The organism is Rhizobium sp. BR 315, from assembly GCF_050577975.1.
Classification (GTDB): domain Bacteria; phylum Pseudomonadota; class Alphaproteobacteria; order Rhizobiales; family Rhizobiaceae; genus Rhizobium; species Rhizobium miluonense.
In genome coordinates this window covers 196,940-215,670 of record NZ_JARWKZ010000001.1, presented here as the reverse complement: position 1 = coordinate 215,670, position 18,731 = coordinate 196,940, and the positions used below count along the sequence as shown (strand labels likewise).

At 60.8% G+C, this 18,731-nt stretch carries 18 protein-coding genes; 11 read left to right on the top strand and 7 right to left on the bottom strand.

What is annotated here, in order from left to right:
* The first annotated feature begins 21 nt into the window (after nt 1-21).
* From hmgA to QD409_RS01010, 11 genes are all read left to right on the top strand, one after another.
* Nucleotides 22-1,383: a homogentisate 1,2-dioxygenase gene (hmgA, locus tag QD409_RS01060; RefSeq protein ID WP_430761625.1), complete on the top strand. Its 1,362-nt coding sequence runs from the start codon at nt 22-24 to the stop codon at nt 1,381-1,383.
* 37 nt (nt 1,384-1,420) lie between these two features.
* Complete coding sequence (locus QD409_RS01055; protein ID WP_430761624.1) at nt 1,421-2,446, top strand: fumarylacetoacetate hydrolase family protein; 1,026 nt, start codon at nt 1,421-1,423, stop codon at nt 2,444-2,446.
* The gene (gene maiA, locus QD409_RS01050) at nt 2,443-3,075 is read left to right on the top strand and encodes a maleylacetoacetate isomerase (protein ID WP_430761623.1); all 633 of its coding nucleotides are present in this window, start codon (nt 2,443-2,445) and stop codon (nt 3,073-3,075) included. The genes QD409_RS01055 and maiA overlap by 4 nt, the downstream gene beginning before the upstream one ends.
* Before the next feature lie 208 nt (nt 3,076-3,283).
* Nucleotides 3,284-5,038, top strand: a complete 1,755-nt coding sequence (locus QD409_RS01045) for an alkaline phosphatase (RefSeq protein WP_430761622.1) — start codon at nt 3,284-3,286, stop codon at nt 5,036-5,038.
* Nucleotides 5,039-5,112: 74 nt separating this feature from the next.
* Nucleotides 5,113-5,577: a twin-arginine translocation signal domain-containing protein gene (locus tag QD409_RS01040; RefSeq protein WP_092854516.1), complete on the top strand. Its 465-nt coding sequence runs from the start codon at nt 5,113-5,115 to the stop codon at nt 5,575-5,577.
* Between the two features lie 5 nt (nt 5,578-5,582).
* A complete protein-coding gene (locus QD409_RS01035; protein ID WP_430761621.1) occupies nt 5,583-6,269 on the top strand; it encodes an ABC transporter ATP-binding protein in 687 nt (228 codons plus the stop codon).
* The gene (locus tag QD409_RS01030; protein ID WP_430761620.1) at nt 6,266-7,540 is read left to right on the top strand and encodes an ABC transporter permease; all 1,275 of its coding nucleotides are present in this window, start codon (nt 6,266-6,268) and stop codon (nt 7,538-7,540) included. Before QD409_RS01035 ends, QD409_RS01030 begins: the two co-directional genes overlap by 4 nt.
* Before the next feature lie 88 nt (nt 7,541-7,628).
* Nucleotides 7,629-8,597 (top strand): ABC transporter substrate-binding protein, encoded by a 969-nt coding sequence (locus QD409_RS01025; protein ID WP_430761619.1) that lies wholly within the window; start codon nt 7,629-7,631, stop codon nt 8,595-8,597.
* Nucleotides 8,598-9,623, top strand: coding sequence for a FecCD family ABC transporter permease (locus QD409_RS01020; protein ID WP_425348566.1), 1,026 nt, complete (start codon nt 8,598-8,600; stop codon nt 9,621-9,623). It begins immediately after the preceding gene.
* Nucleotides 9,620-10,654 carry a FecCD family ABC transporter permease gene (locus tag QD409_RS01015; protein WP_430761618.1) on the top strand — a complete coding sequence of 345 codons (1,035 nt, stop codon included), beginning with the start codon at nt 9,620-9,622 and terminating at the stop codon, nt 10,652-10,654. Before QD409_RS01020 ends, QD409_RS01015 begins: the two co-directional genes overlap by 4 nt.
* 8 nt (nt 10,655-10,662) lie before the next feature.
* Nucleotides 10,663-11,460 carry an ABC transporter ATP-binding protein gene (locus QD409_RS01010; protein ID WP_092854456.1) on the top strand — a complete coding sequence of 266 codons (798 nt, stop codon included), beginning with the start codon at nt 10,663-10,665 and terminating at the stop codon, nt 11,458-11,460.
* Here the strand turns inward: QD409_RS01010 and QD409_RS01005 are convergent.
* The 7 genes from QD409_RS01005 to QD409_RS00975 all read right to left on the bottom strand — a co-directional run bounded on the left by QD409_RS01005 (nt 11,441) and on the right by QD409_RS00975 (nt 18,659).
* Nucleotides 11,441-12,133 (bottom strand): class I SAM-dependent methyltransferase, encoded by a 693-nt coding sequence (locus tag QD409_RS01005; protein ID WP_430761617.1) that lies wholly within the window; start codon nt 12,131-12,133, stop codon nt 11,441-11,443. The genes QD409_RS01010 and QD409_RS01005 overlap by 20 nt on opposite strands.
* Nucleotides 12,134-12,273: 140 nt before the next feature.
* Entirely contained in the window at nt 12,274-13,341 is a 1,068-nt protein-coding gene (locus tag QD409_RS01000) for an ABC transporter ATP-binding protein (protein WP_430761616.1), read from the bottom strand.
* Nucleotides 13,342-13,373: 32 nt separating this feature from the next.
* A complete protein-coding gene (locus QD409_RS00995; RefSeq protein ID WP_092854463.1) occupies nt 13,374-14,228 on the bottom strand; it encodes a carbohydrate ABC transporter permease in 855 nt (284 codons plus the stop codon).
* A complete protein-coding gene (locus tag QD409_RS00990) occupies nt 14,218-15,123 on the bottom strand; it encodes a carbohydrate ABC transporter permease (RefSeq protein ID WP_425348567.1) in 906 nt (301 codons plus the stop codon). The genes QD409_RS00995 and QD409_RS00990 overlap by 11 nt, the downstream gene beginning before the upstream one ends.
* 95 nt (nt 15,124-15,218) lie before the next feature.
* Complete coding sequence (locus QD409_RS00985) at nt 15,219-16,433, bottom strand: ABC transporter substrate-binding protein (RefSeq protein ID WP_430761615.1); 1,215 nt, start codon at nt 16,431-16,433, stop codon at nt 15,219-15,221.
* Between the two features lie 86 nt (nt 16,434-16,519).
* Nucleotides 16,520-17,305, bottom strand: a complete 786-nt coding sequence (locus QD409_RS00980) for a DUF4037 domain-containing protein (RefSeq protein WP_092854467.1) — start codon at nt 17,303-17,305, stop codon at nt 16,520-16,522.
* Nucleotides 17,306-17,339: 34 nt separating this feature from the next.
* Entirely contained in the window at nt 17,340-18,659 is a 1,320-nt protein-coding gene (locus QD409_RS00975) for an alpha-L-fucosidase (RefSeq protein ID WP_430761614.1), read from the bottom strand.
* Between the last annotated feature and the right edge of the window lie 72 nt (nt 18,660-18,731).

The following is an 18,731-nucleotide window of genomic DNA, read 5'->3' as shown; positions in this document are numbered from 1 at the left end:
ATTCCCGGGAGGAGTTGAGCGATGGACCAAACGATATCCAAGGCTTCCGACCGCCAGGCCACGGCGGCGGAAAAGCTGCAATACATGCCCGGCTTCGGCAATGACTTCGAGACGGAGTCGCTGCCGGGCGCTCTGCCGCAGGGCCAGAACAGCCCTCAGAAATGCAATTATGGTCTCTATGCCGAGCAGCTCTCCGGCTCGCCTTTCACGGCGCCGCGCGGAACGAACGAACGGTCCTGGCTCTATCGCATCCGTCCCAGCGTGCGCCATACACGGCGCTTTTCGAACGCCTCTTATCCGCTCTGGAAAACCGCGCCCTGCCTCGACGACCACTCGCTTCCGCTCGGTCAGCTTCGCTGGGATCCGCTGCCGGCTCCGACGGAGCGGCTGACCTTCCTTGAGGGGATCCGTACGATCACCACTGCCGGCGACGTCCTGACCCAGGCCGGCATGGCTGCCCATGCCTATGTCTTCAACGAGGATATGATCGACGACTACTTCTTCAATGCCGATGGCGAGCTGCTCGTCGTACCGCAGGTCGGTGCCATCAGGGTGTTCACCGAGATGGGCATCATCGATGTCGAGCCGTCGGAAATATGCATCATTCCCCGCGGCATGATGTTCAAGGTCTTCCGCGTCGGTGACGAGAAGGTCTGGCGCGGATATATATGCGAGAACTACGGCGCGAAGTTCACGCTGCCGGATCGCGGGCCGATCGGGGCGAACTGCCTCGCCAACCCGCGTGATTTCAAGACGCCGGTGGCCGCTTTCGAAGACAAGGAAACGCCGTGCCGCGTGCACGTCAAATGGTGCGGAAAATTCCACGTTACCGACATCGGCCACTCGCCGCTCGATGTGGTGGCGTGGCATGGCAATTACGCACCTTATAAATACGACCTGCGGACCTTCTCTCCGGTCGGCGCCATCCTGTTCGACCATCCGGATCCGTCGATCTTCACCGTACTGACGGCTCCGACCGAAAGTGTGGGCACGGCGAATGTCGATTTCGTCATCTTCCCGCCGCGCTGGCTGGTGGCCGAACATACCTTCCGCCCACCCTGGTACCATCGCAACATCATGAGCGAGTTCATGGGCCTTATCCATGGCCAGTATGATGCGAAGGAACAGGGCTTTGTGCCTGGCGGCATGAGCCTGCACAACATGATGCTTCCGCACGGGCCGGACGCTTCCGGCTTCGAAAAGGCATCCAATTCCGAGCTGAAGCCCGTGAAGCTGGATCACACCATGGCGTTCATGTTCGAGACCAGATTTCCGCAGCAGCTAACAAAATACGCGGCCGAGCTCGACACGCTGCAGGACGACTATCTCGAATGCTGGGACAATCTGGAGCGGAGATTTGACGGCACGCCGGGCATCAAGTGAAGATAACTCCAGCATCCTCTGAGAGTGGAACCAGACCATGAAGCTTGCGACTTTGAAAGACTCCACAAGAGATGGCCGGCTTGTCGTCGTCTCGCGCGATCTTACCCTCTGCTCCGAGGTCGGCCATATCGCGCGCAGCTTGCAGGCCGTTCTCGATGACTGGGAGCATGTGGCGCCGAGACTTGCGCGCGTTGCCGAGGGTATCGAAACGGGCGCGCAGCCGACGATCCGGTTTCACGAGCACGCTGCCGCCTCGCCGCTGCCGCGGGCCTACCAGTGGGCCGACGGCTCGGCCTACGTCAACCATGTGGAACTGGTGCGCAAGGCGCGCAATGCCGAGATGCCAGAGAGCTTCTGGGTCGATCCACTGATGTATCAAGGCGGCTCGGATGGCTTTCTTGCGCCGCGCGATCCGATCGCCGCTGCCGATGAGGCCTATGGGATCGACATGGAAGGCGAGGTGGCGGTCATCGTCGGCGATGTCGCGATGGGCTCCAGCCCCGAAGTTGCCCGGCAGGCAATCCGTTTGGTGATGCTCGTCAACGACGTGTCGCTGCGCGGCCTGATCCCGCAGGAGCTGGCAAAAGGCTTCGGCTTCTTCCAGTCCAAGCCGGCTTCGGCCTTTTCTCCGGTTGCGGTCACGCCTGATGAACTGGGCGATGCATGGGATGGCGGCAAGCTGCACCTGCCGCTCTTGGTCGCGCTGAATGGCAAGCCTTTCGGCAAGGCGAATGCCGGCGTCGACATGACATTCGATTTCGGTCAGCTGATCGCCCATGCCGCCAAGACCCGCAGCCTTGTTGCCGGCACGATCATCGGTTCGGGGACTGTGTCCAACAAGCGCGATGGCGGGCCGGGAAAGCCCATCGAAAATGGTGGCGACGGCTATTCCTGCATCGCCGAAATCCGCATGATCGAAACGATCGAAAGCGGATCGCCGAAGACCCCCTTCATGCGCTTTGGCGATCAGGTCCGCATCGAAATGCATGATCGTGCCGGGCATTCAATCTTCGGGGCGATCGAGCAGACTGTCGAAAAATACGAGGGGCCCCAGTCGCGATGAACGAGGTCGTCCTTTACGATTACTGGAGATCGTCGGCGAGCTACCGTGTTCGCATCGCGCTGAACATGCTCGGGATTAGCTACAAGAGCGTATCGATCAACCTGCTGGACGGAGAGCAAAACAGCCCGGATTATCTGGCGCTCAATCCGCAGGGATTCGTTCCGACGCTGGTAATCGATGGCAGCACGCTGACGCAGTCGCTGTCGATCATCGAATATCTCGCCGAGCTTCAGCCGGAGAGCGGTTTGATGCCGGTCGACATTGCGGGCCGGCAGCATGTGCGGGCTCTTGCTTACGCGATCGCCATGGATATTCATCCGATATGCAACACGCATGTCGCGGCCTATGTCACGACCATAACGGACAAGGCCGACGCGCGCGAGGAATGGATGCGGCATTTCATTGCCGCCGGACTTCGCAAGCTTGAGGCGATGTTGGGTAGTTTCGATGGCGCGTTCAGCTTCGGTGATAGGCCGACCATGGCGGATGTCTGCCTTATCCCGCAGGTCTACAATGGCCGCCGCTGGGGCGTCGACATGATCGATCTCAAGCGCATCGTCGAAATCGATGACAGATGCACCAAACTGCCCGCCTTTGAAGCGGCGCATCCGGACCGTGCGAAGCCCTGACGAAAAGCTCGGGTCAAAATGCGCCGGCGCCGGAAGGCAGGCACCACGCCCATTCGGTTTTCTTTTTTAGATGCTGTACATACAATCAGCAATCCTTAGTGAATGAATTCATTCATTCACGGTTGCAGAAAGTTGGCTTCATTTTATGTGATTGTCATCTGGCTTTTATAAGGGGGAGAGGGAAGTAACCAAGACGCGGGGGTATCAAATGCGTAAACTTCTTCTTTCTATGGTGTCGGCAACCGCATTGGCTGGGGCCGCCAATGCTGCAACCGTCTACCCTTTGGACCGGGCAACGGTACTCGTTGGCTCACCCTTCGACTTCAAGGTCGAATTCAGCAAGGTCGTCAAGCCGGAAGACGTGAAGGTCACGATCAACGGCGAGAGCTACGACGCCGTCTTCGGCAAGGCTGCTGATTTCGTCGCCGAGGAAAAGGGCGCCGAAGACAAGGTTCTCGGGTCGGCTCTGATCCTGCGCGGCGTCAAGCTCGCAAAGCCCGGCCAGTACAAGGTCGAGGTTGCGGCCGGAGACGAGAAAAAGTCGGTCAATTGGGACGTTTATGCTACTTCGGCTGCGCCCAAGGCTAAGAACATCATATTCCTGCTCGGCGACGGCCTCTCCGTCGCGCATCGCACCGGTGCCCGCATCATGTCCAAGGGCATGACCGAAGGCAAGGCCAACGGCCGTCTCGCCATGGACGACGTTCCGCCAGTCGCCTTCATCGGCACTTCCTCGACCTCCGCCATCGCGACTGATAGCGCCAACACCATGTCGGCCTATATGACCGGTCACAAGTCCGCCGTGAACGCGCTGGGCGTCTATGCCGACCGCACGCCGGCGAGCCTCGACGATCCGAAGGTCGAAACGATCGGTGAAGCCCTGCGCCGCACCGGCAAGAAGTCGCTCGGCATCGTGACCACGGCCGAGGTCGAAGACGCGACGCCGGCAGCGCTGGTCTCCCATACCCGCAAGCGCGGCGACAAGGCCGAGATCGTCGGCATGATGTATGACGTCAAGCCTGATGTCCTGCTCGGCGGCGGTTCGGCCTATTTCCTGGCCAAGAGCGTGCCGGGCTCCAAGCGCAAAGACGACAAGGACTATATCGCGCTCTTCAAGGATGCCGGCTATGCCGTTGCAACCGACAAGAACGAACTGGCGACGGCTGCCGGCTCCAACCAGGACAAGCTGCTCGGCCTCTTCCACACCGGTAATCTCGACGTCACGCTTGACCGCGAATTCCTGAAGAAGGGTACGGTCGGCAAGTTCCCGAACCAGCCGGGCCTTGTCGACATGACCAAGGTCGCGCTCGACAAGCTTTCCAAGAATCCGGAGGGCTTCTTCCTGATGGTCGAGGGTGCGTCCATCGACAAGATGAGCCATCCGCTGGATTGGGATCGCGCGCTGTTCGATACGATCGAGTTCGACAAGGCCGTTGCCGTTGCCCGCGAATTCCAGGCCAAGAACCCGGACACGCTGATCGTCGTCACCGGCGACCACACGCACGGTGTCTCCATCATCGGCACTGTCGATGATAATAAGCCGGGTACGGAAATGCGCGAGAAGGTCGGCACCTACGCGGCCGCCGGCTTCCCGAATTATGAGGACAAGGACGGCGACGGCTATCCGGATCGGGTCGACGTTTCCCGTCGTCTGTTCCTTGCCGCCAACAACGGCCCTGATCACTACGAGACCTTCCGTCCGAAGCTCGACGGTCCTTTCGTTCCGGCGATCCAGAACGAGAAGAAGGAATATGTTGCCAACGAGGCCTATAAGGACGTGCCCGGTGCCGTCTTCGTTCAGGGCAACCTTCCGAAGGATGAAGACAGCGGCGTTCATGCCGTAGACGATATCGTGCTGCAGGCTGCCGGCCCGGGCGCGGAAGGCTTCCGCGGCTACATGGAGCAGAGCGACGTCTATCACGTGCTGGCTGATACCTTCGCTCTCGGCTCCACGAAAATGTAAGGCCTGTCCATAGCTTCGACCTCGGACAGGCGGTCGAGAAACCGCCTGTCCTTCCTTCTTTCATGGGGATTCTCATGTCTCAGCTTCAGACCGTAGCCATCAGTCGCCGGACATTCTTGACCGCCGCTGCCGCGCTGCCTTTGATGGGCGCTCCCATCACCGCCAATGCTGCCGAAAAGCTGGGTTTTGGCGAACTCTACAAGAGCTTCGGCCCGCTCGGTCTCGAATTTTCCGACAAGGTGAAACAGCTGAGCGGCAAGGATGTGGCGATCAAAGGCTTTATGGCGCCGCCCTTGAAGGCGGAGGCAGCATTCTTCGTGCTGACGGAAATTCCGATGTCGCTTTGCCCGTTCTGCTCTTCAGATGCCGACTGGCCCGACAATATCGTGGTCGTCTATCTCTCTTCCAAGCAGACATTCGTGCAATTCAACGCGCCGATCATGGCGCGAGGGGTGCTGGAATTCGGCTCCTGGACCGATCCTGAAACCGGCTTCATCAGCCAATTGCGTCTCAAGGACGCGTCGTTCAAGACTGTCTGACCGCTATGCTCGCTCTCGATGTTTCCGATCTGAAGATGCATTTCCCGGGTCTGGCCGCGCCGGTCCTCGCCATTGATCGGCTTCATCTGCCGGCAGGTGGGCGGCTTGCGATCACCGGTGCGTCCGGTTCAGGCAAAAGCACGTTCGTCAATGCCATTACCGGGCTCGAAAACGTCACGGATGGCACCGTGTCCTGGAGCGGCACCGAGATCACGCGTCTCTCCGCCGGCCGGTGCGATGCCTTTCGTGCGCGCAATATCGGCCTCGTCATGCAGGACTTCCATCTGTTTCCCGGCCTGTCCGCCTTCGAGAACGTCGTGCTGCCGGTCAGGCTGGCGCGGCGTCTCTTGTCTGCGGAGCGCGAGCGTGCGCTGAAGCTCCTGGCCGTGACCGGCATCGCCCGATCACAGCAGAAGATCGAAACCTTGTCGCGCGGCGAGATGCAGCGCGTCGCGGTGGCCCGCGCGCTGCTGTCGCGTCCCGGCGTCATCGTCGCGGACGAGCCGACGGCGAGCCTCGATCGTCAAGCCGGCAACGAGGTTGCGGAGCTTCTGCTGCAATTGTCGGCGGAAGAAGGGACGACGCTTATTGTCGTCACACATGATGCCGTGCTTGCAGAGCGCCTTGGCCGCCGCATCAATCTGGCGAGCGGGCGCATCGAGAAAGACAGCCAAGAGGTTGCCGCGCAATGATCACCTTCATCCTTGCCGACCTCAGGCGCTTCTGGAGCGGGGCACTGGCCGTCGTGGTGCTGATCGCCTTGTCGGTCGCTTTGAGCGTCACGGTTACACTGCAAGAGCGAGCTGTCCGTCTCGGCAGTGCGCGCGCTGCCGAGAAATTCGATCTTCTTGTGGGAGCAGCCGGCAGCGAGACGCAACTGGCGCTTTCGGCCGTCTTTCTGCAACCGGCGCCGCTGCCGCTGATGGAGGGCGCCGTTCTTTCCCGTCTTGCCAACGATCCGCGTGTCGAACTGGCGGCGCCGGTCGGTTTCGGCGATTCCGCTTACGGACATCCGATCGTCGGCACGACCACTGGCCTGATCTCGTCCCTTTCGCCATCGCTTTCGCAGGGCGCGATGTTCTCGCGGCTCGGCGAAGCAGTTGTCGGCTCCGATGTCGCCTTGTCGGCTGGCGCCGAAATCAAGCCGATGCATGGCACGGTCGAGACCGGTGGCGAAACCCATACGGCCATTGCTTATAAGGTGACGGGCCGCATGGTGCCGACGGGCACGGCCTGGGACCGGGCGATCCTCGTGCCGATCCGAGCGGTCTGGCAGTTGCATGGCATGCATGGCGAGGACCACGACGGCGAGACGGCAGAGGCCCATGGCGCAGCTGGCTCCGATCAAGGTCGCCACGAGGACCATGAACACGAGCATGGTCATCTTGATGCCGATGCACCGCTTGATGAGCATTTCGACGCGCAAACGCCTGGCGTTCCGGCCGTTCTCGTCAAGCCGAAGACGATTGCCGATGCCTACCGTCTCAGGCAGGAATATCGAAGCGGCACGACGCTCGGGGTCTTTCCGGCGGAGGTGCTGACGAGGCTCTATGCAACGCTTGGCGATGCTCGCAGTCTCCTCCTGGCGATTGCGCTGGGAACGCAAGCGATCGTCATTGCCGCGATCGTGCTGGTGACGATCATGCATGTCGGGTCCAGGCGCCGGCAGATCGGTGCATTGCGGGCGCTTGGCACGCCAGTCCGATCTATCGTCGGGCTTGTCTGGGGCGAGCTCTTCATCCTGTTTGCTGCCGGCATCGTGCTCGGTATCGCCTTTGGTTATCTCGCAGCGCTGACAATATCAGCGCGGCTTGCCGCGTCGACCGCCGTGCGCCTGCCGGTCGGTTTCACCTTCGATGACCTATGGCTTGTCGGAGGCTTTGCAGCCGTCGCAGCGATCATTTCCATCGTTCCCGCGTTCAGCGCCCTGCGCTCCAGTCCGGCTGCGGCACTGCGCGCTTAACGCGACACGCAAAGCAAAAATAAACTGGATTGCAAAACTCTTCTTTATTGACTAAAGCCATGTCGCGCATCTGATGGAGGATCCCGCGATGGCGAATAGTGCCCGTAAAATCACTTCAATTTTTGGTCTGCTCGCCGTGATGGCAGCCAGCTCCGTTGCCGCTGAAAACGCGAAAACCGTCTCCGTGACGGATGACCGCGGCGTCAAGGTTGAGGTGCCCGCGCAGCCGAAGCGGATCGCGGCGATCTCCTATTTTGCCGACGACGTCGCACTGGCTCTTGGCATCAAGCCGGTTGCCAGCACCTACATGACATCAGGTCGGCAGCCGGATTTTCTTCTCGGCCTGACCGCGCAGATGGCGCAGATCGGCCAGCGCGCGAAGCCCAATCTCGAACTGCTGTCGCAGGCCAAGCCGGATCTGATCGTGGCGATCCGCCGCTATACGGTCGGCAACGCGCCGCAGCTGGAGAAGATCGCGCCCTATCTCGCCTACAATATGGAGCTCCTGACCGAGAGCGATAAGGAAATCGCCGAATTCTCGAAGATCCTCGGCAAGCCTGAACGCGGCCTGCAGCTCAACGCAGACTTCCACAAGCATCTGGATGAGATCGCCGCCAAGGCGCCGAAGAATGTGCATCCGCGCTTTGCGATCATGTGGGGCGGCGAGACGCCTTTTGCGTTTCATACCGAAAACACGGCGGCCTCCGTTGTTGCGGCCATCGGTGGCGACAATATCGCCGGACCGAAGACGCCGGGCGGCCCTTTCGGCATCGACTTGAGCCTGGAAACCATGCTCGAGAAGGACCCGGAAGTCCTGTTCATCTATGACTCCGGTCCGGACCGGCCGCATGAAAACAACCCGATCTGGCAGGAACTCACCGCCGTCAAGAACAAGCGGGTCTTCTATGTCGGAGATCAATGGGTGGAGACCAACGGCCCGATCGCTCGCGAAATTGTGCTGCGCGAGGCCGCGCATTATCTTTATCCCGATGCTTTCCCGGCCGTCGATGTGAAGGCGGAGGCCGCCAAGATCATTCCGGCCGACATTCAGAAGTAAATGCATCGGGCCGTAGCCACGATTGATGCGCGTAGATCGCTGGCGGTGATCGCACTCCTCGTTGCCGTGACCCTGCTGATCGTCCTCATCGGCTTGCTGCCTGGCGCGAAGGCCTTGACGATCGCGGATGCCATCCGCGTTCTTCTAAACCCGGACGGCAAGGTCGATTCCATCCTTGTGTGGACGCTGCGGCTGCCGCGAAGTCTTGCGGCTGCGTTCGCCGGTGCCGGGCTTGCCGTGTCCGGCTATCTGCTGCAGACGCTGACGAGAAATCCACTCGCGGACCCTGGGATCACTGGCGTCACTGCCGGCGCGATCACGCCGATTGTCTGCTGTTTCGTTTTCCTTCCCTGGCTGTCCTCCGCCTTCTATCCCTTCGTCGGTCTTACTGGTGGTCTAGCTGCGGCGGCCGTCACCTTCTGGGTCTCGAAGGGCGGGCAGGAGCGGCCGCTGCATCTGGCGCTCGGCGGGGTCAGCATCTCGCTGTTTCTCGGTGCCATCACGATCTACGTGCTGCTTTTGACCGGACCGCAATCGACATCGCTGCTGTTCTGGCTCTCCGGCGGCTTTCAGGGACGCTCCTGGTCGCAGCTCGTCTATATGCTTCCCTGGGTCGTCGTCGGGGTGGCGGGCGCATTGGCGCTCCATCGCGTGATCGGCATGTTTGCGCTTAGCGACCACGCTGCTGCCGGCATGGGCGTGCAGCTCAATCTCTGGAAACCCGTGATGCTCGTACTCGGCGTCTGTCCCGTCGCCGGCGTCGCGCCTGTCGCTGGACCGGTCGCCTTCGTCGGGCTGGCGGCGCCACATATTGCGCGGCTGTTGAAGCCGCGTGGTGCAGCCTGGGAAATCGCGCTTTGCGCCGCCATCGGAGCGTTGATCGTGACGATCGCCGACCTCATCGCCCGCACGATTGCCATTCCGAAGGAGCTTCCGGTTGGCATCATCACGGCGTTGATTGGCGGCCCCGTTTTCATCTACCTCATTCAGCGCGGCCGCCTACAATTTCGGGGGAATGGTCTATGACGGTAGACACTCCCGCCATTCATCTGCCACGAAGAGGTACGTTGCCGATCGTACTGGTCCTCGCGCTTCTCTCCTTAATTGCTTCGATATTCCTTGGCGTTGTCGATCTGCCTGTTACCGATGTGCTTGCTGTCTTGAGCGGCAAGGGTTCGCCCGAGGCGCAGTTGATCATTCTGGATATCCGGCTGCCGCGCATCGTCACCGGCATTCTCGCCGGTATTCAGTTCGGCGTAGCCGGTTTGCTGCTTCAGACGATCACGCGGAACCCGCTCGCCGACCCTTCGCTGATGGGAGTTTCGCAGGGCGCGACGCTGACCGTCACGCTGTTCCTGCTCTTCACGGTTTATATCTTCAGTCCCGGCGAGAACACGGTGGCGGAGCTGCCGATCGCCTGGCTCCCCGTCGCAGGTCTTGCGGGCGGCATGATCGCCGGCGGCATTATCTACATGCTCGCCTTCCGGCTCGAACTCAGCCCGCTGCGCATCACGCTTTGCGGTGTCGCCATCGGAGCTGTCCTGCATGCGCTCGCTGTCGGACTGATCGCTGGCTGCGGGTCGGCACGCATCGAGATCATTCTCGAGTGGCTCTCGGGAAGCCTCTACGCGCGCACCTGGGATCATGCGCTGTTTCTCCTGCCGTTCACGATCGCAGGCCTGCTCGTCCTGCCGCTAATCTATCGGCCCCTGGTGATGCTGCAATTCGATGCTCAGGTCGCCCGCTCGTTCGGGCTTGCCTATCGCAAGCAGTTTTCCGTCGTACTCTTGGTTTCCTGCGCCCTTGCGGCAAGCGCCGTCGGTGCCGTCGGCCCGATCGTCTTCGTCGGGTTGGTTGTTCCACACCTGGCACGTTTCCTCGCCGGCCGGCACTTCCCTTTGGTTCTGCCTCTAACCGTTGTCCTCGGCACCATCTTCATCACTCTGGGTGACCTGATCGGCCGTCTCGCCGGGCAGGCGGAAGAAGTGCCGATCGGAGTCGTCACTGCGATTGCCGGCGTGCCCGTGCTGCTTGCTCTTTTAAGAAAAATTCCCTGAGATCGCCCATGCCGCTTTCCTGTTCGCAACTCTCTGTCTTCTACGGTCGCCGCAAGGCGCTCGATGGCTTTAAGCTCTCCATGAAGCAAGGCGAGATCCGGGCGCTGATCGGCCCGAACGGATCCGGCAAAAGCACGGCTCTTCAGGCGCTTGCCGGCCTGCTTGTTCCGGCGGAGGGAGAGGTGACCATCGAGGATGTCTCGGTCGCAAACATGTCTCGGCGTGCAATCGCCAAGAAACTTGCCTTCCTGCCACAGCAGCCATCGGCACCGGATGAGATGACGGTCGCGCAGCTGGTGCGGCAGGGCCGCTTTGCCCATGTCGGGCTTTTCCGCAGCTACGATCGCAGGGATGAAGAGGCGATTGATTGGGCGCTGGACAGCACGGGGCTTTCGAGCCTTGCCGACCGCACCCTGCGGGAGCTTTCCGGCGGCGAGCGGCAGCGGGCCTGGATCTCCGCAGCGCTTGCGCAGGAAGCCGGCATATTGTTGCTCGATGAGCCGACCTCATTTCTCGATATCGGTTATCAGGTAGAGGTGCTGGATCTCGTCCATCGTCTCAGCCGGGAGAGGGGCGTCACCATCATCATGGCGATCCACGATATCAATCAGGCCATCGCCGTCAGCGACCGCATCTCGCTGCTGGAGAAGGGAGAGCTTCGCTTCGACGGCGAGCCGAGCGTTCTCGCCGAAAGTGGTCTGATCGAGAAGACGTTTCGGGTGAAAGGGCGGTTTGTCCAGGTGAGCCCAGACGCCCCGCCGCATTTCGATGTCGAGCTTACGCGGCTCAACCAGCGAGAGGCTTGACGAGCCGGAAGACAATCTTGGTCTGCGTGTAGTAGTCGAGCGCATCGGCGAAATCAGGCGTCCAGCCATCCTCGACGAACGGGATGAAGCCGTCATATTCCAGCTTGCGGCCGGAGACCGCGAAGCCTGCCTTCGCGAAAGCGCGGCCGTAATCGGAAATCGAACGATCCTGAACCACGGTGTTGGTGCGCTTGGCAACAAGCTCGCGCCACTTTGGCCAAAGCGGGTTGTCCGTATGGCAGCCGGTGACTGCGTAGTAGACACCGCCGGGCTTCAATGCCTTCCAGATATCAGCGGCGTGCGCATCGATATCCTCGACGAGGTAGATGACCTCGTGGCTGATCGCCAGATCGAACTCTTCGATCCAGCCTTCTAGCGTACCACTCACCGCATGCTGAACCGGCAGGTTGCCCTTGAAGGCTTCGGCCTTGGCGATCGATTGTTCGGCGATGTCGATGCCCAGGGCCTTGCGGAACGGTCTGATCGCATAGAGATGACGCAGGAGACCGCCCTGATTGCAACCAAAGTCGACAACGCTCTTGGCGGATAGATCGCGCTCGACGATCAGGTCGATGAGGTGCCTCCAGATCGGCGCATGCCCATCCGCCATCCTGTCCTCGGCGTCCGGATCAACATACCATGTGGCGATCGTCTTTTGGCCTTCTTGGCCCATGCGCTTTCTCTCCAGTCTATCGCAAACACACCTTGTCTTTAAGACGGACTTCGAGCGGTGACTAGGTTTTGAAACCCAAAAGCCATGCCACTGGAGGAATTTAATCTGCGGCCGTTGCGCGGAGAGTAAAGGCTCGACAATCAATGCAGACGCTCACCGTTCGACGGGTCGAACAGATGCGCCTTTGACGGATCGATCTTCAGCTGGATAGGCTGGCCCGGGGAGACGGAAGGACGGTCCCTGACCGCCGCAACGATGGATTGGGCGCCGGCCTGCAATTGCAGATGCGTGTCCGAGCCCGTCGGCTCGATGATGATGATTTTGGCCTGCACACCATCTGCATCGACGGCGATATGTTCCGGACGGATGCCAAGCTGGACGGATCGGCCGAGATGGCGGCGGGCGTTTTCCGGCAGCGGCCAATGCAGGTTTTCCGCGTCCTCCAGTACAAGGGTCCCGTTTCGATCGGTGACACGACCATCGATGAAGTTCATCGATGGCGATCCGATAAAGCCGGCGACGAAGCTGTTGGCCGGCGCATCGTAGATTTCAAGCGGCGAGCCGATCTGTTCGATATGGCCGCCGCGCATGACGACGATGCGGTCGGCCATGGTCATGGCTTCCATCTGATCATGGGTGACATAGACCATGGTGGTGCCCAGCCGCTGGTGAAGCGTCTTGATCTCGGTGCGCATCTGCACGCGCAGTTTTGCGTCGAGATTGGAAAGCGGCTCGTCGAAGAGGAAGACTGCGGGACTGCGGACGATGGCGCGTCCCATGGCTACGCACTGGCGCTGCCCGCCCGACAATTGCCGGGGATAGCGATCGAGGAGGGCGGCCAGATCAAGGATCGCGGCGGCATCGCTGACCTTCTGCTCGATCTCCTGGCGGCTGCGGCGCGCAAGCTTCAGCGAAAAGGCCATGTTGTCGCGCACGGTCATATGCGGATAGAGCGCATAGGACTGGAAGACCATGGCGATATCGCGCTCATTGGGTTCGAGATCGTTGACGATGCGGTCGCCTATTTCGATCTCGCCGTCGCTGATGCTTTCGAGCCCGGCGATCATGCGCAGCAATGTGGATTTGCCGCAGCCCGAAGGTCCCACAAGCACCACAAACTCCCCATCTTGCGCGGCGACGGAGACGCCATGCAGCACTTCGAGCGCGCCGTAGCGTTTGATGGCGTTGCGAATGGTCAGTTTCGCCATGGATCTCTCTCCCAAAATTGTCGGCCGGCGCTTCAGCGCCCGCCCATGCCCGCATTGAGGGCGATGCTGTTGTAGATGAGCTTCTGCAGGATGATCGCGAGGAATATCCCTGGAAGCATGGAAAGAGTGGCGCCGGCCATTAGGTAGTTCCACTGCGTGCCCTGCTGCGTCTGGAACATGGTAAGGCCGACCGGCAGGGTGGCATTATCTGCACCGGTCATGACGATCAGCGGCCAGAGGAAATTGTTCCATTGCCCGATGAAGGTGAACAGAGACAGAAGCCCGATCGCCGGCATGGACAGGGGCACGATGATGCTGATGAGGATGCGCAGGCGCGATGCACCGTCGATCCTTGCCGCTTCCTCGAGCTCCATGGGAATGGAAAGGAAGAACTGCCGCATCAGGAATGCGCCGAACGTGCCGAAGGAGACCGGCAGGATCACGCCGGGGAAGGTGTTGACGAGGTTCAGCTTGTTGACGATCAGAAACAACGGAATGATGAGCATCAGCGGCGGCACCATCAGCGTGCCGATATAGCCGAGCAATAGCGTTTCGCGCGCCCTGAACTTCAGCCGCGCAAAGGCGTAGCCGGAGAGGCATGAGACGACGACGGTGACTGCGGTCACGCAGATGGCGATAACCGCGCTGTTCAGGAAGAAGCGGCCGAAGGGCAGCCGGGTCCAGGCGGCGGCAAAATTGCCCCATTCGAAAACCTCGGGCAGGATATGCACCGGTATCGCCGTCACCTCTGCATTCGAGCGAACTGCGTTCGATACCATCCAAAAGAACGGAAACAGGAATGCGAGCGCGACAAGCGTGATTGCCAAGTGGTTGATGATGTCGAGTGCCAGCTTTCGGCGTGCTCTGCTTTGGGATCTAAGCGTCATAATGCACCCATTTGCGCTGGAACCAGAATTGCAAGGCTGTCAGCGCCATGATCAGCGCGAACATCACCCAGGCGATGGCCGAGGCGTAACCCATCTGGAAGTTCTGAAAGCCGCGTTGGTAGATGGCATAGCCGAGCGTCGCGGTCGACGATCCCGGTCCGCCCTTGGTCATGACGTAGATCTGGTCGAAGACCTGGAGCGACGTGATCGCCGTCATCACAGTGCCGAAGAACAGCGTCGGTGAAATCAGCGGCAGGCGGATTTTCCAGAAGCGGTCCCAGGCCGTCGCGCCGTCGATCCGCGCCGCTTCGAGATAGGTTGCCGGCACCATGTCGAGCGCCGCGTTGAAGAGAACCGTGTTGTAGCCGACGCCGGCCCAGATGGAGGTCAGGACGACGGCCTGCATGGCGAGCGTCCGATCGTTGAGCACGCCTGCGAAGGGTAGGGACAGAGCAGCCATCAGGCTGTCGAACAAGCCGCCGCTGGTGAAGATCAGCATCCAGACCATGGCAACCGCGATCAGCGGGGTGAATGTCGGAAGAAAGAAGATCACCCGGAACCAGCGCTGCCCGATCTTCAAGCTCGAAATCCAGGTCGCCAGCCCGAGCGAGATGATGATGTTCAGGACGAGATATTCGGCCGTGAAGAAAATGGTGTTGCGCATGACCGTCCAGAATTGCGGGTCGGTCGTAAACAGGCGCACATAGTTGGAAATGCCGACGAAGCGTGGCGTGCCGAGCAACTGCCAGTTGGTGAAGCTTAATGCGATCGAGGCAAGGATCGGCAGGACGAGGAACAGGACGATGCCGATCAGACCCGGCAGCAGAAAGAACAAGGCTGCCCATCCTTCGCCTCTGAACCATTTGCGGGAGCGTGGCCTTGGTCTTGCGATCATGTCGGTGTGTTTGCCCAGCATCATAGGCCTCTCCTTTCCGGCGATGGCACTGCGATCGCGGGGATGGCGCGACCGCAGGCCGTCCAGCATCCTGATTATGGGAGCTGGCTCTGAATGTCGGCGAGTGCGCCTTCAGGTTTCGAATCCCCGGTCAACGCCAGCGGCACATATTGCATCATCAGATTCTCGAACTGGTTCCATTTCTCGTTGATGCGGAACGGCGTGGTGTGAGCGAACATGTATTGCAGTGTGTCGCGCGTACCGGCGACGTTTTTGGCCGCGCCGTCATACCAGGCGGTCTGCTGCGCAAGCCGGGCCGGCAGTGCGCGTCCGGCCGAGCCGAGGATTTCGGCCGCCTTCGGGCCTGTCAGCACCTGCAGCGCCTTGAAGGCGGCATCCTTGTGCTGGCTGGTGGCGGAAATGCCCCAGCCGGAACCGGCGGTGATGAAGCGCGAAGGGCCGCTGCCGCGCGGCAGCGGCGCAATGCCGATCTTGAAATTGACGTTGGCCTGCCCGGTAATCAGCGACCAGGGACCGTCGATATACATGGCGACATTGCCCGAAGCGAAGCGGCCGCTTGCGGCGGAGGCATCGGCTGCCGAAGCAAAGACCGGCGAGAGCTTGTCCTTGGCGGTGAGAGCGGCATATTTGCTGAAGGCATCGACAAAGCCGGCGTTGGTGAGGTCGAATTCATTGTCGGCATTGAAATAGTCCGCACCGAGCGCGACCGGGCCGGCGATGAAATCGAAGGCCTGGGTGCCGTAGCCGTAGGTCCCGTCCTTTGTCAACGCCTTGGCATCGGCCTTGAAGTCGTCGAACGTCCAGTCCTTAGCAGGCTCTTTCAAGCCGGCGGCGGCGAACTTGTCACGATTGTAGAAGACCATCCACGGGCCGACGTCGTAAGGCAGCGCATAGAGCTTTCCGTCCTGTGAAAGGCCGGACATGATCGATGTCTCGAAGGCCGCCACCTTCACGTCGCTGCCTTTCACATAATCGTCGAGGGGCGTCAGGATCGAGTAGAAATTCGGCAGGCGCATCGACTGCATCGAGACGATATCGGCGACCTGTCCCGAGGCCGCCAGAACCGGCAGCCGCGTCCAGTAATCCGTCCAGCCCGAAAGCTGCAGCTTGACCTTGATGTCGGGATATTGCTGTGTGACGAGATCGGCCAGCTGCTGCCAGAGCTCGGCATCGTTGGGCTGACCCCACATCTGCCAGGTCAGGGTCACCGGGGCATCCTGCGCCTTGGCGCCGATGCCGGGTAGTGAACTCGCCGCAAGGGCGGCGGCAAAGATCAATGAACGCTTCATGATGGTTCCTCCTCCTTAATGACTTTCGTTGCAGTGACGTGCATCACTATCCGGACGCTCCCCTCCGGCTTGGTCTTGCGGCTCGTTCATGCCGCGATCATGGCTTCCAGGTCGGCGATGAGGCCGATCAGTTCGGTTCGCTGGCGCCGCCATGTGTCCGGATCTTGCCCCGGCTCCAGAATGGCGGTCATCCGCTGGGCGAAGTCGGGAGGCAGCCGTTCGAGTTCGGCTGCCATTGGCAGGTTCCAGCCGTCACCCGGAAAATAGACCCGGTTGAAGGCGAAGACCGCCTGCAGAATGGCGTTGGCAAGCTTGCCCGTCAGCCCGACCAGAAAGACGAGATCGCGGCGAACGACCTTGCTTTCATAGTGATAATCCTTGGCCCAGTAGCGCAGAATATCCATGTATTGGCTGAGGATCGAGGCCCTCAATGCTTCCGGATATTGCGCCAGCCGCTGCTTCCAGCTGGCCAGCAAACCCCTGGGATCGGCGATGATCTGCTGGCTGGCAAGATCCGTCGGCAGGTGATAGCCCCAGATCGTCCATTCGAAGCTCTTGGGCACGACGATGCCGGCAAGCCAGGACTCCAGATCGCGCTGGACGCCGGCATAGCGGCGCATCCAGACGCCATCCATGCGGATGCCTTCGGCCTGCCAGCTCCGCAGCGCTGCTTCGAAACGCAGCCACGCCGTGGTTTGCCGGACCTCCGGTCCGCGATAAGCATCGGCATAGACCCGGAAATCGAAATCCGATTGCGCATCCGACCATCCCTTGCCGCGCGAGCCGGCGAGCGCGACGGCACCATTGCCGTCTTCGGCCAGATCGGCGATCAAGGGGGTCATCGCGGCAATGAGTTCGGCTTCGCGGCTCATGACGGCACCGGGCGGCTAGGCTTCGCTATCTCCCTTAGTCCTTGAGGAACAGTTCGATGACCGGCGTCACGACATCGGGCTTCAGAACCGGCAGTTCCAAGGTCAGAATACCCTCGCCGACGGAGACGCCGATATTGGAATCGACCTCGGCATCCGGGTCGAGCCAGTGGAGTTCGCTGGCGTCATGCAGGAACTGCGCATATTTGACCTTGCGCCCCAGTCCTTCGATGTGAATGTGACGAAACGGCCAGGTCTGGATATGCAGATAGAGCCGATTGCCCTTCTGGGTGAAGCGGCAGCCGCTCGGCGCCTTATAGGCGGAAGGGCCGGCGCCGTAGATCGCGCGGCCGTTCAGCCGCATCCATTCGCCATAGGTGTCGAGTGCGGTGATGGCGCGGGCGTCGAAGGTGCCGCGGCCGGTCGGGCCGACATTCATCAGCAGGTTGCCGCCGAGAGAAACCGTGTCGATCAGGATGTTGATGAGCTGACCGGCATCCTTCCAGCTGGTTTCGTCGCGATAGTAGCCCCAGGAGCCGCTGAAGGTGTGGCAGGCCTCCCAGCGCACCGGCAATCCGGCGACCGTCGGAGCGACGCGCGGCGTGTATTGTTCCGGCGTCACTAGATCGGGCATGTGATCGGCATCGCGCGGCAGGTCGAGGCGATCGCCGACGATGATATCGGGCTGCAGCTGGCGCACCAGCTTGATGAGATCGTCGCTTTCCCAATCGGCGCGGCCCTTGCCGGGAAGACCCTTGTAGACACGGCGGGGATAGCTGAAATCGAACCAGATCACGTCGATCTTGCCGAAATTCGTGAGAAGCTCCGTCACCTGGTCGCGCATATACTTGGCATAGCGCCTGACGTCACGGCCCTCGTTAAGCTTGGCGGCGTCGGGGTGGTTGCGCTGCGGATGATGCGCATCGATCGGGAAATCCGGATGATGCCAGTCGAGCAGCGAATAGTAGAAGCCGACCTTCAGCCCCTCGGCGCGAAGCGCTTCGACATAAGGTCCGATCAGGTCCTTACCGTAGGGCGTATTGGTGACCTTGTAGTCGGTGACCTTGCTGTCCCACAGGCAGAAGCCTTCATGGTGCTTGGCGGTGAGGACGACATATTTCATGCCGGCTTGGCGCGCGCGGCGCGCCCATTCGCGCGCGTCGTAGAGGTCGGGATCGAAGTTGTCGAAATACTTCTGATAGGCCTCGGTGGTGAACTCCTCGCGGTTCTTCAGCCATTCGTGGCGCGCGCCGAGTGCGTAAAGTCCGAAGTGGATGAACATGCCGAAGCGGTCGTGTCCAAACCATGCCTTGCCATCGGCCGCATCCAGGCCGCTACTGATTGCTGCGTCGTTCACACTATCCTCCCAAGTGTTACGGCTAAATCGAACCGGTTCGATTTAATCATTGATTCTATCGTTCGGTATGTC

Excerpts from the sequence above, each read along its gene's own strand:
- QD409_RS00985 (WP_430761615.1), bottom strand. The coding sequence starts at position 16,433 with ATGAAGCGTTCATTGATCTTTGCCGCCGCCCTTGCGGCGAGTTCACTA.
- QD409_RS01030 (WP_430761620.1), top strand. The coding sequence starts at position 6,266 with ATGATCACCTTCATCCTTGCCGACCTCAGGCGCTTCTGGAGCGGGGCA.
- maiA (WP_430761623.1), top strand. The coding sequence starts at position 2,443 with ATGAACGAGGTCGTCCTTTACGATTACTGGAGATCGTCGGCGAGCTAC.
- QD409_RS01025 (WP_430761619.1), top strand. The coding sequence starts at position 7,629 with ATGGCGAATAGTGCCCGTAAAATCACTTCAATTTTTGGTCTGCTCGCC.
- hmgA (WP_430761625.1), top strand. The coding sequence starts at position 22 with ATGGACCAAACGATATCCAAGGCTTCCGACCGCCAGGCCACGGCGGCG.
- QD409_RS00995 (WP_092854463.1), bottom strand. The coding sequence starts at position 14,228 with ATGACGCTTAGATCCCAAAGCAGAGCACGCCGAAAGCTGGCACTCGAC.
- QD409_RS01035 (WP_430761621.1), top strand. The coding sequence starts at position 5,583 with ATGCTCGCTCTCGATGTTTCCGATCTGAAGATGCATTTCCCGGGTCTG.
- QD409_RS01010 (WP_092854456.1), top strand. The coding sequence starts at position 10,663 with ATGCCGCTTTCCTGTTCGCAACTCTCTGTCTTCTACGGTCGCCGCAAG.
- QD409_RS01045 (WP_430761622.1), top strand. The coding sequence starts at position 3,284 with ATGCGTAAACTTCTTCTTTCTATGGTGTCGGCAACCGCATTGGCTGGG.
- QD409_RS00980 (WP_092854467.1), bottom strand. The coding sequence starts at position 17,305 with ATGAGCCGCGAAGCCGAACTCATTGCCGCGATGACCCCCTTGATCGCC.
- QD409_RS01015 (WP_430761618.1), top strand. The coding sequence starts at position 9,620 with ATGACGGTAGACACTCCCGCCATTCATCTGCCACGAAGAGGTACGTTG.
- QD409_RS01055 (WP_430761624.1), top strand. The coding sequence starts at position 1,421 with ATGAAGCTTGCGACTTTGAAAGACTCCACAAGAGATGGCCGGCTTGTC.
- QD409_RS01040 (WP_092854516.1), top strand. The coding sequence starts at position 5,113 with ATGTCTCAGCTTCAGACCGTAGCCATCAGTCGCCGGACATTCTTGACC.
- QD409_RS01020 (WP_425348566.1), top strand. The coding sequence starts at position 8,598 with ATGCATCGGGCCGTAGCCACGATTGATGCGCGTAGATCGCTGGCGGTG.
- QD409_RS00990 (WP_425348567.1), bottom strand. The coding sequence starts at position 15,123 with ATGATCGCAAGACCAAGGCCACGCTCCCGCAAATGGTTCAGAGGCGAA.
- QD409_RS01005 (WP_430761617.1), bottom strand. The coding sequence starts at position 12,133 with ATGGGCCAAGAAGGCCAAAAGACGATCGCCACATGGTATGTTGATCCG.
- QD409_RS01000 (WP_430761616.1), bottom strand. The coding sequence starts at position 13,341 with ATGGCGAAACTGACCATTCGCAACGCCATCAAACGCTACGGCGCGCTC.